Below are 16,724 nucleotides of genomic sequence, written 5' to 3' on the forward strand. Positions count from 1 at the left end.
TTTTTAATAAGGTTGAATTATAATGATATGTATTATTAGTTTCAATAAATAATTTATTATATAAGGATTACTTTTTATGGAAAAAGTGTTAAATAGATTTTCATTTGATAATATGAATGAATTCGTTTGTTCTTCATTATCTAAAAAACACCTATTTTCATTACCTAATCATTTAGGTTTTATGTATTCTGAAAAAGAAATTATTTCCGAATACATTTATCTTTTTAAACATGGATTATCGAATTCATATGGGAATGTTACAATCGAAAATCCAAATGCAAAATTCGATAGTTTATTCATAAATATTTTAATTAATGGAACTATACAATTTAAAAACAAAAATAAAATTGATATTGTTAATGGAAATAACTCTTATGTAAAATATTTAAATGAATGTAATGTTTCATTGATGTTTAATAAAAATTCTTCTAAATCTATTGAAATAATGATAAAAAAAGATTTTCTTGAGCAAAATTTTTCAAAACTTCTCGAAATTCACTCAAAAGATTTTACTTCACTTCCAAGTATAACTTTGAAAAATCAAACTTCAAAAAATATCCATCTAGCAAATGAATTATATAATTCACCTTTTGAAGGTGAACTTCAAAATATCTATTTACAAAGTAAAGTATTAGAATTAATCTATAATGAATTTAGTGAAATGTTAAATTTTAAAGAGCAAGAGAATAAAAAAGTTAAGCTTAATCAAGATGATATCGAAGCTTTACACAAAGTACGGAATCTTATTTTATTAGAGAATGATTTTTCTGATTTGATGAGCTTATCAAAAAAGGTAAGATTAAATGAGTTTAAATTAAAGTATGGGTTTAAGCAACTTTTTAATACTACAATAGGACAAATGATATTGGAACAAAAGATGCTTTATGCAAAGCAGTTACTTGAAACAAGTGAGTTTTCTATTTCTGAGATTTCAAGTTTTGTTGGTTACAAACACCAACAAAACTTTTCAACTGCGTTTATGCAATTTTTTGGAATTCGTCCTAAAGATTTAATGAAAAGCAGAAATTACTACTATTAATATTTATTTAATTGCGATTGTTTTTTTAGTAGTATCATCTTTAAGTTTTGGAATTATCACTTCTAAAACGCCATTTTCACTACTTGCCTCGATATTTTCAATATCTGCATTATCTGGAAGAGTAAAACTTCTTGAGAATTTCCCAAAATATGTTTCTACTTTGTAATAATCTTCTTCTTTTACCTCTTCTTTTGTTTTTCTTTCACCACTAATTGTTAAAACATTTTTATTTATATCAACTTTAATATCTTCTTTTTTAACACCTGGCAGATCAACATCTACATGATAAGCAAACTCGCCTTCTCTTGTATTTACAACAGGAACAAAAGCAGTTACACCTTCACTATTTGATTGGTTATAAAAATTTTTTTCTAATTCTCTTATTTGTTTAAATGGGTCAAATTTTGTTAAAAGCATTTCAAACTCCTTTTAAAATTATATACTTGATTTTAATTTTATCAAGTTGATGAAATTTTAACAAATTTTTTAGCACTTGTCAATATTAAGTGCTAATTGTTTTTAAAAGTTACTATTTTATAGAGCTTAATTAATTAGCAATTGATATTATATATTGCTAACTAATGCATTCCACAAGGACTCATTCCTGTCTTAAAAAATCTTGCAGTTACAGTATCCATACTCAAAATATGATTTGTTAACCAATCAACTAAATCTTTTTCTATATAATTTTTTAGTTCATTTATATCTTTTTTTGCTTCAAAGTTTTTCCAAACTGTATCTATTTCATACAAATTAGAATCATGTTCACCTTTATGAAAAGGGTATGCGAAAAAACCTTTTTTTTGCATTTCATCTTCTTCTGTTTTAAAATGATTTATTGTGTGATTTTGCCAATTTTTATATTGCAATTTTAAAATTTCAAAATTCTCATTTGAGCTATCTTTTTCATAAGTCACAATACTTTGATGAAGTTCATTTATCAAATCTACATCTTCAAAATGTGTTTCATTCATAAAATCCATATCAACTAATGGTAGTAATTCTTTATTTATAAGCATTTTTATCTCCTTAGGTTTGTTGTGATTTTAATTAAATTTTATAAAGATTGAATTGATTATAATCAACGAGACTTATGAAATATTTGAAAGAAGAGTTTAAAAACTCTCCCATTCGTCGTTGTTAGAAATGTTATTGCTTTTTGTTTCAGCTTTTTTTGAGATATCATTTTGTGTTGGTTTTACACTTTTTTCTTCTAAAATATCAATATTTTTAGCTTTTACTTCATTTTTCCCAATGAACTCTTTTGCATTTGCATCTTTTACAACTAATTTAGCAATTTTCTCTGTTACAATTGCTATATCATTTGTTTGACTTGCAATCATAGCATTTTGCTGTGTTTGTCTATCTAAGCTATTTACAGCATCATTTATTTGTTCTATTCCTAAAAGCTGTTCTTTACTTGCATTTTGAATATCACCTATTAAATTTATTGTTTCAGATATATTTATATTTAACTCTTTATATCCTTCTATCATATTATTAGCAATTTCTTTACCTTCATTTGCTTTTGATGTTGCATTTTCTACTATTGCTTTTATCTCACGTGCCGCTTCAGCACTTCTACTTGCTAGGTTCCGCACCTCTTGTGCAACTACTGCAAATCCTTTTCCAGCTTCTCCAGCAGTTGCAGCTTCAACTGCTGCATTAAGTGAAAGAATATTTGTTTGAAATGCTATTTGGTCAATCACAGAAATAGAATCATTTATTAAATTTACTTGATTATTTATCTCATCCATTGCTTGAGTTGTTTGATTTGCTAATTTCTCACCATGAGTTGCAGAAGCAGTAACACTACTTGATAAAGTAGCCATTTTTTGAATACTTTGAGTGTTATTTCTTACATTAGAAGTTACCTCTTCTACTGCAGCAGCTGTTTCTTCAAGTCTTGCGGCAGCTTCGCTTGAACTTGTATTTAACTTATCTACATTTGATAAAAGTACATTTGAACTATTTTCTAAAGTTAATCCATTTGATTTATTTTCTTTTAAAATTGTTGTAATAGAACTACCTAAACTATTTACTCCATTTGCCAATTTTAATAAATGCTCTTTTAAATCTTCAGTAGAAATACTATTTATATAGTTGTAATTTGAGTACTCTTCTAAAATTTCAAGTACATTATCAATATTATGTTCTAAATTATCTGCCATATTATTAACTACTTCTTTTAACTGTTTTAATGCTGGATTTGAAACATTAATATGTAATCTTTGACATAAATCTCCATGTTCAAACTCACTTAAAACTGTTATAGTTTCATCAATTAGCTTTCTATCCTCTTCTATTCCCATTTTTGTTTTATCAATATTTGTATTTAATACTTTTGCCATTTGACCAAATTCATCTTTTGAATTTAAATCAATCAAACTTATTTTATTTTTTTCTCTATTTAAGTAAGAGAAAAATTCATTTAATCCTTGGTTTATAAGAACTAATGGTTCATTAACTGTCTTTTTAATGATAAAATAACTTACACCTAATAGTATAAATAACAATAAAATCCCACCAAATATTGAATAACTTCTTAGTGTGTTATTTAGTTCTAATAATTCACTTAAATTCGCACTTGATACTAAAATAACATTCCAATCTTCAAAAACAGTAAAAGCAGAAAGTTTTCTATTTTTACCATCTTTATCAATAAAATCATATTCTAAAACACCATCTTTTTGAGTAATAATATTTTTTAATATTGTTTGATTATTACTATCTAATTCACTGATTTTTTTATTTTTTAATGTAGGATGTAGAGTTAAAATCTCTTCTTTTGTATCTATTGCAAATAAATATCCATTTTGACCAAATTTGATTTTTTCTAATTTACTTTGTAAAATGTTATATAAACCATCGAAATTGTAAGCAACAAAAAGTATTCCTATAACTTCGCCATTTTTAATTATAGGATCATATACTGTCATATAATTCTTACCAAATAATTTTGCTGTTCCAATATATTTTTCTTTTTTTATTATTTTTTCATAAGCTGGATTTTCTTTTGTTAAAAAAGTACCAACAGCTCTTGAATTATCTAATTTATGTAAAGAAGTAGCAACTCTATAAAAATCATCATTTTGTTTTACAAATACTGTTGCAACTGCTCCAGTAGTTTTTGTAAATTCATCTATTAATTCATTGTTTTTATTTAAAATAATTCCATTTGATTTTAAAGTTGCAGTTTGAACACCATTTAATTCAATTTTTTCTGAATAATCTATTTCAATGTTATTTAACTTTGCACTAAATACATTTGAAACAGTTTTTGCTGATTCTTTTATAGAATCATTTAAAACTTCAAAAGTTGCTCTTATATCTATAACTCTTTCTTTAAAGCCTAATTTTACATCTGATATTATAGAATTTTTTACAATTACACTAATACTTGAAACAGCTATTACTAATATTACTGCTACAGCTAAACTTTGAAAAAGTGATACCTTCTTTATCACTGAATTCATACCTTATCCTCCTACGATAGACTATATTTTGGAGGAATAATAACAAAGTAATATTAATATCAAATAAATTATTTTTTAAGATATAAATTATTATAAATATACATTATATTGGTTGTATAAGCTTATATAACAATAACTTTAATTATAAATTATTTGATTTGATTATTATTTAATCTTTTCAAATAAATTATTTTTATTTTAAACTATTTATCCAAGAAGTGATTCCACCACTTAGACTATAAGCTTTAGTTTTAAAACCTATTTTATCAAGTTCTAAAATAGCTTGTTTACTTAAAAAACCTATTTTACAAACTATTACAACTTTTTTAGATGTTTCTATTTCATTTATTCTATGTGCTAGTTGTGCAAATGGAATATTTTTTGAACCTTCAATATGTTGAATTTGGAAATCAGAGCTTGGTCGAACATCAATCAGTTCTAAAGGCTCTTTTTCATTTATTAAATTTTTTAGATCCAATATACTTATTTCTTCAATATCAACTTTTTCACCAGCTGCTTTCAAACCACAAAATTCTTCATAATCAATAAGTTCTGTTATTACTTTATGTTCACTACATACAGGACACTTATCATCTTTTCTTAGTTTTAGTTCTTTGAATTGCATTTTTAAAGCATCAAAAGTTAGAAGTCTTCCTTTTAAAACTTCACCTATTCCTAAAATTAATTTTATAGTCTCATTTGCTTGTATTGTTCCGATAATTCCGGGTAATACTCCTATTACTCCGGCTTCAGAACAAGAAGGAACTAATCCAGCTGGTGGTGGCTCAGGATATAAACATCTATAACATGGACCATCATAAGCATTAAATACACTTGATTGACCTTCAAATCTAAAAATAGAACCATAAACAAATGGTTTTTTTAAAATAACACAAGAATCATTTACTAAATATCTTGTTTGAAAATTGTCTGTTCCATCTACAACAATATCAAACTTTTCAATAATCTCTAAAGCATTTTTACTTGTCAATTTATCATTATATGCAATAACCTCAACATTTGGATTTATACCTTTTATACTATTCGTTGCTGAATCAACTTTTGGTCTTCCTACATCTTTTGTTGAGTGAATAATCTGTCTTTGTAAATTTGATTCATCTACTGTATCAAAATCAATCAAACCAATAGTTCCAACTCCAGCAGCTGCAAGATATAAAATAACAGGTGCTCCAAGTCCTCCTGTTCCTACGACCAAAACTTTTGAATTTTTTATTTTTAGTTGCCCTTCTAATCCCACTTCTGGTAGAATCAAATGCCTACTATATCTATTTATCTCTTCTGATGAGAGTTTATCATGCTTATACTCTTTTTTCATAATTATAATCCATTTATAAAATCTTTTATATTCTTTATTTTTAATTTATCATAAAAGGATACCAAAACACTCATTTGGATAATCTTTTTTATATCTTAAAATATAATCTTATTTTTTAATTTAATAAGGTATATTCTTTATACAATTTTTTAAAAAATATCATATCCAATATTTATATAATATCTATATCAAAGATTAAGGATTTACAATGGCTTTAAAAGTAGTAATTTCCCATAAAACGCACTATAAATATGATAGGAAAATATCTTTATCTCCTCATATTATAAGATTACGTCCAGCTCCTCATAGTAGAACGCCAATTGAAGCTTATTCTTTAAAAATAAAACCTGATAATCACTTTATAAATTGGCAGCAAGACCCTTTTGGAAACTATTTAGCAAGACTTGTTTTTCCTGAAAAAACAGATGAATTTTGTGTTGATGTTGAAATCATTGCAGATATGATTACAATAAACCCTTTTGATTTTTTTGTTGAAGATAGCGCAAAAAACTATCCATTTGAATATAAAAAAGATTTACAAGAAGAGTTAAAACCATATTTAAAAATTGATGAAAAGAATAAGATTTTAAAAGATTTTGTTGATAGTATTGATAAAAAAGAGAAATCAATTATCGATTTTTTAGTTGAAGTAAATCAAAAAATCAACTCTTATTTAGATTATACAGTTAGACTAGAACCAGGTGTGCAATCTTGTAAAACAACTTTAGAGAAAAAACTTGGAAGTTGTAGGGATTTTGCTTGGTTATTTGTTCAAGTTTTAAGACATCTTGGACTTGCTAGCCGTTTTGTATCTGGTTATTTAGTTCAATTAACAGCAGATGTAAAATCACTAGATGGTCCAAGTGGTCCTGAAGCAGATTTTACAGATTTACATGCTTGGACAGAAGTTTATATTCCAGGTGCAGGATGGATTGGTCTTGATAGTACAAGTGGACTTTTTGCAGGTGAAGGTCATATTCCTCTTGCTTGTACACCTCACTATAATAGTGCTCACGCTATTGAAGGATTTAGTGATAAATGTGAAACTGAATTTTTCTTTGAAAACAAAGTTACTAGAATTTTTGAATCACCAAGGGTTACAAAACCATATAAAGATGAACAATGGGAAGCTATTTATAATCTTGGATTTAAAGTTGATGAAGATTTAATAAAAAATGATGTAAGACTTACAATGGGAGGAGAACCTACTTTTGTATCTATTGATGATATGGAATCAGCTCAATGGAATACTCAAGCAGATGGAGAACATAAAAGAGAGTTAGCAAATAATCTTTCAAGAAGAATTTTAAGTTCTTCTACAAATGGTGGATTATTACATCACGCTCAAGGAAAATGGTATCCAGGAGAGCCACTTCCAAGATGGCAAACTACAATTTATTGGCGAAAAGATGGAAAACCAGTATGGAAAAATCCAGATTTATTAGCCAATATGAATAAAAGTTACCCTTACACAACGGCAGATGCAAAAACATTTATTTCAACTTTAGCTTTAATTTTAGGAGTTAGTGATGAAAATGTAATTCCAGCTTTTGAAGACCCAATATATTATATTATGAAAGAGGCTGAACTTCCTATTGATATAGACCCATTAAAATATGATTTAAAAGATCCTTTAGAGCGAAAAACAATTGCACAAAAATTAACTTATGGATTAAATAATGAAGTTGGATATGTTCTTCCTCTTAATTTTGGATTTACGAAATGGATTACATCAAAATGGGAATTTAGACGAGGTAATCTATTTTTAAGTGCAGGTAACTCACCTATTGGATTTAGGCTTCCTTTAGAATCTTTAATAGTAAAACCACAAGTTGAATTAGACCAAGATTTTCAAGCAGACTTATTTGCTTCATATCCAATACTTGGAGATTATATAAGTGAAGTTGAAAAAAGAGCTAAAAATATAAATAATAAAACAACTTTAAACAATAAATATTCAGCTTTTGTAAGAACAGCTTTAAGTATTGAAGTAAGAGATAATAAACTTTGTATTTTCTTGCCACCAATTGAAAAAACAGAAGTATTTTTGGATTTAATCGCCTCTATTGAAGAGACTGCAAGTAGATTAAATATGGCTGTTATTATTGAAGGTTATGAACCACCTTATGATTTAAGAACAGATAGAATCAAAGTAACTCCAGATCCAGGTGTTATTGAAGTAAATATCCAACCAGCAAGCTCGTGGAAAGAGTTAAGTGATAACTTATTAAAACTATATGAAGATGCAAGAGTTTGTAGGCTTGGAACTGAAAAATTTATGATTGATGGAAGACATACAGGAACTGGTGGAGGAAACCATGTAACTATTGGTGCTATGGAGCCAAGTGATTCACCACTTTTAAGAAATCCCAATTTACTTAGAAGTCTAATCACATTTTGGCAACACCATCCTGGTTTATCTTATCTTTTCTCAGGAGCATTTATAGGACCAACTTCTCAAGCGCCAAGAGTTGATGAAGGAAGAGTTGAAAATCTTTATGAACTTGAAATTGCTTTTTCACAAATTCCTGAAAATGGAGATGTTCCTTATTGGCTAACAGATAGATTATTTAGACACTTATTAACAGATATTACAGGAAATACTCACCGAAGTGAATTTTGTATAGATAAATTATATTCACCCGATAGTTCAAGTGGAAGATTAGGAATTTTAGAACTTCGAGCATTTGATATGCCACCTCATTCACAAATGGCACTTTTACAAATGTTATTAGTTCGTGCTTTAGTTTCTTGTTTTTGGAAAAAACCATATAAACACAATCTTATTCGTTGGGGAACAAGACTTCATGATAAATTTTTACTTGAACATTATGTAAGAGAAGATTTAAAAAGTGTTGTTGAGTATCTAAATGATGAAGGATATGAGTTTAAACTTGATTGGTTTGACCCATTTTTTGAGTTTAGATTCCCATTATATGGAATGACTATGATAAATGGAATGCATGTAGAAATTAGAGCAGCAATTGAACCTTGGCATGTTTTAGGAGAAGAATCAAGTTCTCAAGGAACAGCAAGATATGTGGACTCTTCACTTGAAAGACTTCAAATAAAAATTCAAGATTTTAATGAAGAGAGATATGTAATAACTTGTAATGGAGTTCAAGTTCCATTAACAAAAACTGAAGTTGAAGGAGAGTTTGTTAGTGGTGTAAGATATAAAGCTTGGCAACCTTGGTCAGCACTTCACCCAACTATTAAAGTAGATACACCTTTAACTTTTGATATAATAGATAAATGGAATATGAGGTCTATTGGTGGATTTAACTACTTTGTTTCACATCCAGGGGGAAGAAGTTATGAAACTTTCCCTGTAAACTCTTATGAAGCAGAATCAAGAAGAATAAACAGATATTGGGATTTTAATCACTCTCAAGGAGAAGTAACTCCTATGGAAACTCAACTTTTTGGAGAGGCAAACTCTTCTTCTTTTGCGCTTGAAGCTTCAAGAAGTATAAAAAATAAAGTTGGAAATAAAAAACTATATTTCCATGAAATGCCAAAAAATAAAGAATACCCTCATACATTAGATTTAAGACAAAGGTGGATAAAAAATTAGATGTCAGTTTTTGATAGTTGTAAATTAGAATCATCTTTTGATGAAATGTTTGATAATAAATGTAATATTAGACCACATTGGAAACAAATAATAGAAGGTTTAGAAAAAGCTGGTATCAAACAATTAGAACAAAAACAACTAGAAATTGATTGGAGACTTGAAGATAATGGAGTTACTTACAATATCTACAATGACCCAGAAGGAAATAATAGAAGATGGAATTTAGATCCAATTCCTTTGGTTATCACAGAAGAAGAGTGGAATGAAGTAACAAAAGGTTTAAAACAAAGAGCAAAACTTTTAAATTTAATTTTTAAAGATTTATACACGGAACAAAAACTCATAAAAGAGGGAATTGTTCCTGCTGAAATAGTCTTTGGACATAAGAGTTTTATTCCTGAAGTTTTTAACTTTAAAAATGAAGATTACTACTCTTTACGATTTTATGCAAGTGATATAAGTAGAGGTCCTGATGGTAAATTTTGGGTTATAAATGATAGAACTCAATCACCTTCAGGTTTAGGATACGCAATAGAAAATCGTCTTACAATGAACTCTATTTCAAATGATTTATATCCTGATATTGAGATAAAAAAAATGGCAAATTTTATAGAAGGTTATAAAAATATGCTAAAGTCATTATCTCCTTCAAATCAAGATAATCCTCTAATAGCCTTTTTAACTCCTGGTCCACTAAATGAAACCTATTTTGAGCACTCATATCTTAGTTCATATTTAGATTTAACTCTAGTTCAAGGTGAAGATTTACTTGTAAAAAACAATCATCTTTGGCTAAAAAGTCTAAAAGGGCTAAGGAAAGTTGATACTTTAATTAGAAGAGTTGATGCACAATATTGTGATCCACTTGAACTTAAAAATAATTCACAATTGGGAGTTGCTGGATTAGTAAATGTTGTAAGAGAAAATAATTTATCAATGATAAATCCTATTGGAATTGGTATTTTAGAGAATATTGGATTAAATCCATTTATGAAAAATATCTCAAAATTTTTATTAGATGAGGAATTGATTTTACCACAAATTGCTACTTGGTGGTGTGGACAAAAAAAAGAGTTAGATTTTGTTTTAGAGAATTTAAAAACTTTAATTGTAAAAAAAATAGATAGAACAGATAATATTGAAGTATATTTTGGAAATAAATTAAATGATAAACAACTATTAGATTTAATAGAAAAAATAAAAAAAGCACCTCACTATTATGTGGGACAAGAGATTATTGATTTTTCTACAACTCCTTCTTTTTCAAAAGGAAAAGTTGAACCAAGAAATACTGTAATTAGAGCTTTTTCATATTTACAAGATGGTGAATATAATGTCCTACAAGGAGGATTAATTAGAGTTTCTCCTTCAAAAGACTCTTTAGTTGTTTCAAATCAAAAAGGAGGAACAAGTAAAGATTTATGGATTTTAGGAAAAGATGATACTTATATTGGAAATTATATTTTCAAAAATAGAACTTTTATAGATTCTCAACTTGAAAATATTTCAACAAAAAGAGCTGAAAATCTATTTTGGATGGGTAGATATTTAAGCAGAGCCATTACAACAGCAAGGATGCTTAGATTTAATCTAAAAGCTATGTTAAATATAAATAGATATGACAATAACATAAGTTCAAAACAGACTTCAAAAATATTAAATATCGCATTAACTCATCTTACAATGACTTATCCTGGCTTTTTAGAGGAAAAATTAAAACAACCACTTACTGAAATCATTTCATTAATTAAAGATAAAAATAGAGTAGGAAGCCTCTCTTTTTCTCTTAGTTTACTCTCAAATCTAAATACAAGTGTTAAAAATCTTTTAACAATGGATGCATGGAGAATTTATGAAAAAATGCAAAAAGAGTGGAATAGTTATAATAAAAGAGAAGTTTTTTCATACAAAGACCATATTAATGAACTTGATAAATTACTAATTTATCTTATGGCATATAAAGAATTAATTGATGAAAGTATTTTTAAAGAACAGGGGCTAATTCTTTTTGATATTGGATGTAAAGTTGAAATTTCTCAACTTTTAATCTCTAAACTTCGTTCTCTTCTTACTTTAAAGTTGGACAAACTTTTAGAGTATGATGTACTTGATTCCATGCTTAACTCTTATGAGAGTTATAATTCATATAGAACATATTACAAATCTTCTTTAGATTTAAAAAATGTTTTAGATTTTTTACTTTTTAATACTAAATATCCAAAATCACTGATTTATATAATTAAAGAGTTATTAGAAGACTTAAAAGAGTTACCAAAAACAATAAACAATTCTCGATTAAGTAATTTTGAAGAACCTGTATTTAAAGCTTTTTCTATGATAACTTTAACAAATACAGATAAACTCTTAGAAACCAAAGAGGATGAATTTATTTATAAAGAGTTAGAAAATTTTCTTTCAATCATTTCAGATTTATTAAGTAAAACTTCTGAAGAACTTACAAAAACATATTTTTCACACTATAACGAGTAATTATGATTTATGAAATTTACCACGAAACAAAATTTGATTATGCTGGACTTGTAACTTTTAGCCATAATATTGCAAGACTAAAACCAAAAAATAGTGATACACAAAAGCTATTAGAATACTCTTTAAATATTGAACCAACACCTTATGAAACAAATGAATTTATTGATTATTTTGAAAATACAAATAACTTTATGCTCATAAGAGAAGAGCATACAACTTTAAAAGTAGTAGCAAAATCAAAAGTTGAAAGAATTGAAGAAAACATAAATGAAGAGTTAGAAAAGTTGAAAAATGTTTCTATTACTTTTGGCGAAGCAAAAGAGAGACTTAACAAATATTATAAAGATGATGTTTTATCTAAACTTTTTTTATTTGAAACAGAATCAATTCCAGTTGCATCAAATGAAATAATTAATTATGCTTTAGAATCTTTTTGGGATGAAAGAAATCTTTATGAAGCAACAAATGAGTTTATGCAAAGAATATATAATGATTTTGATTTCGTATCAGGCTTCACAGATATAACAACACCAACGGAAGTCGTTTTCAAAGAGAAAAAAGGAGTTTGTCAAGATTTTGCACAATTTGCAATTTCTGCTCTTAGAAGTATTGGAATTCCAACACGTTATGTTAGTGGTTATATCCAAACTATTCCTCAAAAAGGTAAAGAAAAACTATTTGGAGCAGATGCTTCTCATGCTTGGTTTTCTATTTATATTCCTACTTATGGTTGGGCAGATTTTGACCCAACAAATAATAAACTACCAAATGAAGAGTATATTATTTTAGGTTATGGTAGAGATTATTTAGATATTGCCCCTTTAAAAGGTATTATTCAAAGTAGTGGAGAAAGTAGTTTAAAAGTTAAAGTAAATGTTAAATTACTTTAACTTTAATATAAATTATATTCCTGCACCATCTTCAAATGTTCTTAAAGTTCTTGGACGAATACCTACAATATTTCCTTTTTGAATATTTTTCTCTTTAAACTCAGAGTGTGATATCTCAACCATCAAAGTTTTTGTTTCATCATTTAAATGACTTAAATCTATTTTCACAAAAGAACCTGCAAGTTGAATATATTTTACTTTTGCTTGTAAAATTGCTTCTTTATCATTTACAGAAATTATTTCTAACTCATGAGGTCTAATCAAATATTTATTATCTGAGTTATCTTCAAGATTTAACTTTCCATCATCAACTCGTCCATGAAATAGATTTACATTTCCTAAAAAGTTTATTACAAACTCATTTTTAGGACTATGAAATACCTCTTCAGGAGTTCCAACTTGCTCTATTTTTCCTTTACTAATTACTACTATTCTATTTGCAACTTCAAGTGCTTCTTCTTGGTCATGTGTAACTAAAATAGTCGTAATTCCAAGTTCTTCTTGAAGCTCTTTTAACCATCTTCTTAAATCAGTTCGCACTTTTGCATCAAGCGCACCAAAAGGTTCATCTAAAAGTAAAACTTTTGGCTCAACTGCAAGTGCACGTGCTAGTGCAACTCTTTGTCGCTGACCACCAGATAATTGCCAAGGGAAACGAGAAGCAAAACCATCAAGTTGAATAAGTTTTAAAAGTTTATTTACTTTTTCTTCAATCTCTTTATTTGAAAGTCTTTGTTTTTTAGGTTTTACTCTAAGACCAAAAGCAATATTTTCAAAAACAGTCATATGACGAAATAGTGCATAATGTTGAAAAACAAAACCAATATCTCGTTCACCAATATCTTTTTTTGCAACATTTATACCATTAAATAAAATCTCTCCACTATCTTTATCATCAACTGTTTCAAGTCCAGCAATCATTCTTAAAAGAGTTGTTTTTCCACTTCCTGATGGTCCTAAAAGTGCCAATAATTCACCATCAACAATATCTAAATTTATATTTTCAAGTGCTACAAAATTTCCAAAGTTTTTTGTTAAATTTTTTACTTCAATCTTCATATTTTTTCCTATAAATTATTCTTCATTCTCTAATTTTTTTGCTCTTTTTTGTACTTTCCACTCTAAAATATATTTTAAAACAAGAGTTAATAAAGCCAAAATTGCTAAAAGTGTTGAAACTGCAAAAGCTGCTACAAAGTTATATTCGTTATATAAAATCTCAACTTGCAAAGGCATCGTATTTGTCACACCTTGAATATGTCCTGAAACAACTGAAACTGCTCCAAATTCTCCCATTGCTCTTGCATTACATAAAATAACTCCATATAAAAGTCCCCATTTTATATTTGGTAAAGTAACTTTTAAAAATGTTTGAAAACCACTTGCTCCTAAAAGTAAAGCAGCTTGTTCTTCATCATTTCCCATCTCTTGCATCAAAGGGATTAACTCTCTTGCAACAAATGGAAAAGTTACAAATATAGTTGCTAATACAATTCCAGGAACTGCAAAAATAATCTGTACATCATTTTCAATCAACCAAGAACCAAACCAACCTTGTGCTCCAAACAATAAAACATAAACAAATCCTGAAATAACTGGTGAAACCGCAAAAGGTAAATCAATCAAAGTTATTAAAAAACTTTTCCCCAAAAAAGAGTATTTTGCTATTGCCCAAGAAGCTACAAGCCCAAAAACTAAATTTAGAGGAACAGCAATAATTGCAGTTATAAATGTAAGTTTAATTGCACTTAAAACATACTCATCTTCAAAACTTAAAAAATATGTTTCAACTCCTTTTCTAAAAGCTTCTGCAAATATTGTAATCAAAGGAACTACTAACATAACCATTAAAAATGTTATAGCTGTTCCTATTAATAAATATTTTACAACTTTTGATTCATCTAGTGATGTTTGTGAATTACTTCGTGTTTTCATATTGCCTCCATTCCTCTTCTTCTTGAACTCCATCTTTGAAGAATATTTATTAAAAGTAACATTACAAAAGAGATTAATAACATTACAACCGCAATCGCTGTTGCTCCTGCGTAATCATATTGTTCAAGTTTTGTAATAATCAAAAGTGTACTAATCTCTGTTTTCATTGGCATATTTCCAGCTATAAAAACAACCGAACCATATTCACCTAAAGCTCTTGCAAAAGATAAAGCAAATCCAGTTAATAGTGCTGGAAAAATAGTAGGAAGTATCACTTTATAAAATGTTTGCCATCTACTTGCTCCCAAACTTGCACTTGCTTCTTCTTGTTCAACTTCTAACTCTTCAAATGCTGGTTGAATTGTTCTTACAACAAAAGGAAGACCAATAAAAATCAAAGCTATTGTTATTCCAATAGGAGTAAAAACAACTTTTATTCCAAGTGGTTGTAAAATTTGTCCAAACCAACCTTGTGATGAATAAAGTGTTGTAAGTGCAATCCCTGAAACAGCTGTTGGTAAAGCAAAAGGTAAATCAACGATTGCATCAAAAACTCTTTTTCCAAAAAACTCATATCTAACTAAACACCAAGCAACAATAAGTCCAAAAAAAGTATTTATAAGTGCTGCTATTATAGATGTAAAAAAAGTTAGTTTATAACTTGCAATTACTCTATCATTTGTTGTTGCATCTAAAAAAGCTTGCCATCCCATACTAAAAGCTTCTGTAAACAGAGCTATAAGTGGAATAATTACAATAATACTTAAATAAAAAACTGTATATCCTAAAGTCAAACCAAATCCAGGAATTGTGGATTTTGGTCTTTTTAATATGCCAAAATTTAATCTCATTAAATAATCCCTTAAATATATAATCCACTCAATAGGTGAAATATAAAATTTTCATAAAAAAAAAATAGATGGTTAAAATAATCATCTACAAGATAGGTGAAATTATATCTCTTTAAATTTAAATTGTCAAAAAGATATATTCTGTAAGTAAGTTTTGAAGATCTTCCTCAAAGAGAGATGAAGAAGAGGTCTTACTCTTCTTCGTAATTATATAATCCTGAACTTAAATATCTTTCACCTGTATCACATAAAATTGTTACTATTGTTTTACCTTTATTCTCTGGTCTTGCAGCTACTTGACTTGCTACATATGCGTTAGCCCCTGCGCTAATACCTACAAGCAACCCTTCATTTTGTGCTAATTGTCTTGATGTCTCTATTGCTGCATCATTTGACACTTGAATTATTTCATCATATATTTTTGTATTTAATATATCTGGTACAAATCCTGCTCCAATCCCTTGGATTTTATGTGGTCCTGGGTTTCCTCCACTTAGCACTGGGCTTGCTTCTGGTTCTACTGCTATTATTTTTATATTTGGGTTATGTGCTTTTAGAACTTCACCTGTCCCTGTCAATGTTCCACCTGTTCCTACAGCTGCTATAAAGATATCTATTTTTCCATCAGTATCTTTTAATATCTCTTGAGCTGTTGTCAATCTATGAATCTCTGGATTTGCTTTATTTGCAAATTGTTGAGGAATGAAAGAGTTTGGTGTTTCCTCTTTTAATTCATTTGCTTTTTCAATAGCACCTTTCATACCTTTTTCTGGTGGAGTTAAAACAAGTTTTGCTCCTAATGCTTGAAGAAGTCTTCTTCTTTCAATACTCATTGATGCTGGCATTGTAAGGATTAGTTTTATTCCTAATGCTGCACAAACTGAAGCCAATGCTATTCCTGTATTTCCGCTTGTTGGTTCGATTACTATTGTATCTTTATTGATTAATCCTTCTTTCAAAGCTGTATTAATCATATTTGTTCCAATTCTATCTTTTACTGAATGTGTTGGGTTTAAAAATTCACATTTACCTAATACTGTCGCTCCACTTTCATTACTTGCTTGTTGCAATTGTACTAGTGGTGTATTTCCTATTAATTCTGTTATATTCTTTGCGTATCCCATCTTTTA

General features: G+C 28.0%; 11 protein-coding genes and 2 pseudogenes. 4 read left to right on the plus strand and 9 right to left on the minus strand.

Annotation, left to right across the window (positions count from 1 at the left end; all coding sequences use genetic code 11):
• Positions 1-76 precede the first annotated feature (76 nt).
• Complete coding sequence (locus tag CKV87_RS11430; RefSeq protein ID WP_012148115.1) at positions 77-1,039, plus strand: helix-turn-helix domain-containing protein; 963 nt, start codon at positions 77-79, stop codon at positions 1,037-1,039.
• A 3-nt stretch (positions 1,040-1,042) separates the two neighbouring features.
• Here the strand turns inward: CKV87_RS11430 and CKV87_RS11435 are convergent, their stop codons facing one another.
• From CKV87_RS11435 to moeB, 5 genes and pseudogenes are all read right to left on the minus strand, one after another.
• Complete coding sequence (locus tag CKV87_RS11435) at positions 1,043-1,456, minus strand: Hsp20/alpha crystallin family protein (protein ID WP_004509979.1); 414 nt, start codon at positions 1,454-1,456, stop codon at positions 1,043-1,045.
• A 161-nt stretch (positions 1,457-1,617) separates the two neighbouring features.
• Complete coding sequence (locus CKV87_RS11440) at positions 1,618-2,058, minus strand: hemerythrin family protein (protein ID WP_012148116.1); 441 nt, start codon at positions 2,056-2,058, stop codon at positions 1,618-1,620.
• Between the two features lie 96 nt (positions 2,059-2,154).
• A pseudogene (locus CKV87_RS11890) lies at positions 2,155-3,096 on the minus strand (methyl-accepting chemotaxis protein); the annotation flags it as partial.
• A gap of 495 nt (positions 3,097-3,591) precedes the next feature.
• Positions 3,592-4,515, minus strand: a pseudogene (locus CKV87_RS11895) (Cache 3/Cache 2 fusion domain-containing protein); the annotation flags it as partial.
• 193 nt (positions 4,516-4,708) lie between these two features.
• Positions 4,709-5,851, minus strand: a complete 1,143-nt coding sequence (gene moeB, locus CKV87_RS11450) for a molybdopterin-synthase adenylyltransferase MoeB (protein WP_012148118.1) — start codon at positions 5,849-5,851, stop codon at positions 4,709-4,711.
• A 208-nt stretch (positions 5,852-6,059) separates the two neighbouring features.
• On the opposite strand from moeB, the gene CKV87_RS11455 reads away from it, so the two are divergent.
• Genes CKV87_RS11455 through CKV87_RS11465 form a run of 3 tightly spaced genes read left to right on the plus strand, consistent with a single transcriptional unit; the run spans position 6,060 to position 12,808 of the window.
• Complete coding sequence (locus CKV87_RS11455; protein WP_012148119.1) at positions 6,060-9,428, plus strand: transglutaminase family protein; 3,369 nt, start codon at positions 6,060-6,062, stop codon at positions 9,426-9,428.
• A complete protein-coding gene (locus CKV87_RS11460) occupies positions 9,429-11,918 on the plus strand; it encodes a circularly permuted type 2 ATP-grasp protein (protein WP_012148120.1) in 2,490 nt (829 codons plus the stop codon). It abuts the gene before it with no gap.
• Positions 11,919-11,920: 2 nt separating this feature from the next.
• On the plus strand, positions 11,921-12,808 hold the full coding sequence (locus CKV87_RS11465; RefSeq protein WP_012148121.1) for a transglutaminase family protein: 888 nt from the start codon (positions 11,921-11,923) through the stop codon (positions 12,806-12,808).
• A 12-nt stretch (positions 12,809-12,820) separates the two neighbouring features.
• Here the strand turns inward: CKV87_RS11465 and CKV87_RS11470 are convergent, their stop codons facing one another.
• From CKV87_RS11470 to cysK, 4 genes are all read right to left on the minus strand, one after another.
• Positions 12,821-13,867, minus strand: coding sequence for a sulfate/molybdate ABC transporter ATP-binding protein (locus CKV87_RS11470; RefSeq protein WP_012148122.1), 1,047 nt, complete (start codon positions 13,865-13,867; stop codon positions 12,821-12,823).
• Positions 13,868-13,882: 15 nt separating this feature from the next.
• On the minus strand, positions 13,883-14,743 hold the full coding sequence (gene cysW / locus CKV87_RS11475) for a sulfate ABC transporter permease subunit CysW (protein WP_012148123.1): 861 nt from the start codon (positions 14,741-14,743) through the stop codon (positions 13,883-13,885).
• Positions 14,740-15,594, minus strand: a complete 855-nt coding sequence (gene cysT, locus CKV87_RS11480) for a sulfate ABC transporter permease subunit CysT (RefSeq protein WP_012148124.1) — start codon at positions 15,592-15,594, stop codon at positions 14,740-14,742. Before cysT ends, cysW begins: the two co-directional genes overlap by 4 nt.
• Before the next feature lie 191 nt (positions 15,595-15,785).
• Positions 15,786-16,718, minus strand: coding sequence for a cysteine synthase A (gene cysK / locus CKV87_RS11485; protein ID WP_012148031.1), 933 nt, complete (start codon positions 16,716-16,718; stop codon positions 15,786-15,788).
• Positions 16,719-16,724 lie beyond the last annotated feature (6 nt).

The sequence above is a fragment of the Aliarcobacter butzleri genome (genome assembly GCF_900187115.1).
GTDB classification, from domain to species: Bacteria; Campylobacterota; Campylobacteria; order Campylobacterales; family Arcobacteraceae; genus Aliarcobacter; species Aliarcobacter butzleri.

Excerpts from the sequence above, each read along its gene's own strand:
- CKV87_RS11430 (WP_012148115.1), top strand. The coding sequence starts at position 77 with ATGGAAAAAGTGTTAAATAGATTTTCATTTGATAATATGAATGAATTC.
- CKV87_RS11435 (WP_004509979.1), bottom strand. The coding sequence starts at position 1,456 with ATGCTTTTAACAAAATTTGACCCATTTAAACAAATAAGAGAATTAGAA.
- CKV87_RS11440 (WP_012148116.1), bottom strand. The coding sequence starts at position 2,058 with ATGCTTATAAATAAAGAATTACTACCATTAGTTGATATGGATTTTATG.
- moeB (WP_012148118.1), bottom strand. The coding sequence starts at position 5,851 with ATGAAAAAAGAGTATAAGCATGATAAACTCTCATCAGAAGAGATAAAT.
- CKV87_RS11455 (WP_012148119.1), top strand. The coding sequence starts at position 6,060 with ATGGCTTTAAAAGTAGTAATTTCCCATAAAACGCACTATAAATATGAT.
- CKV87_RS11460 (WP_012148120.1), top strand. The coding sequence starts at position 9,429 with ATGTCAGTTTTTGATAGTTGTAAATTAGAATCATCTTTTGATGAAATG.
- CKV87_RS11465 (WP_012148121.1), top strand. The coding sequence starts at position 11,921 with ATGATTTATGAAATTTACCACGAAACAAAATTTGATTATGCTGGACTT.
- CKV87_RS11470 (WP_012148122.1), bottom strand. The coding sequence starts at position 13,867 with ATGAAGATTGAAGTAAAAAATTTAACAAAAAACTTTGGAAATTTTGTA.
- cysW (WP_012148123.1), bottom strand. The coding sequence starts at position 14,743 with ATGAAAACACGAAGTAATTCACAAACATCACTAGATGAATCAAAAGTT.
- cysT (WP_012148124.1), bottom strand. The coding sequence starts at position 15,594 with ATGAGATTAAATTTTGGCATATTAAAAAGACCAAAATCCACAATTCCT.
- cysK (WP_012148031.1), bottom strand. The coding sequence starts at position 16,718 with ATGGGATACGCAAAGAATATAACAGAATTAATAGGAAATACACCACTA.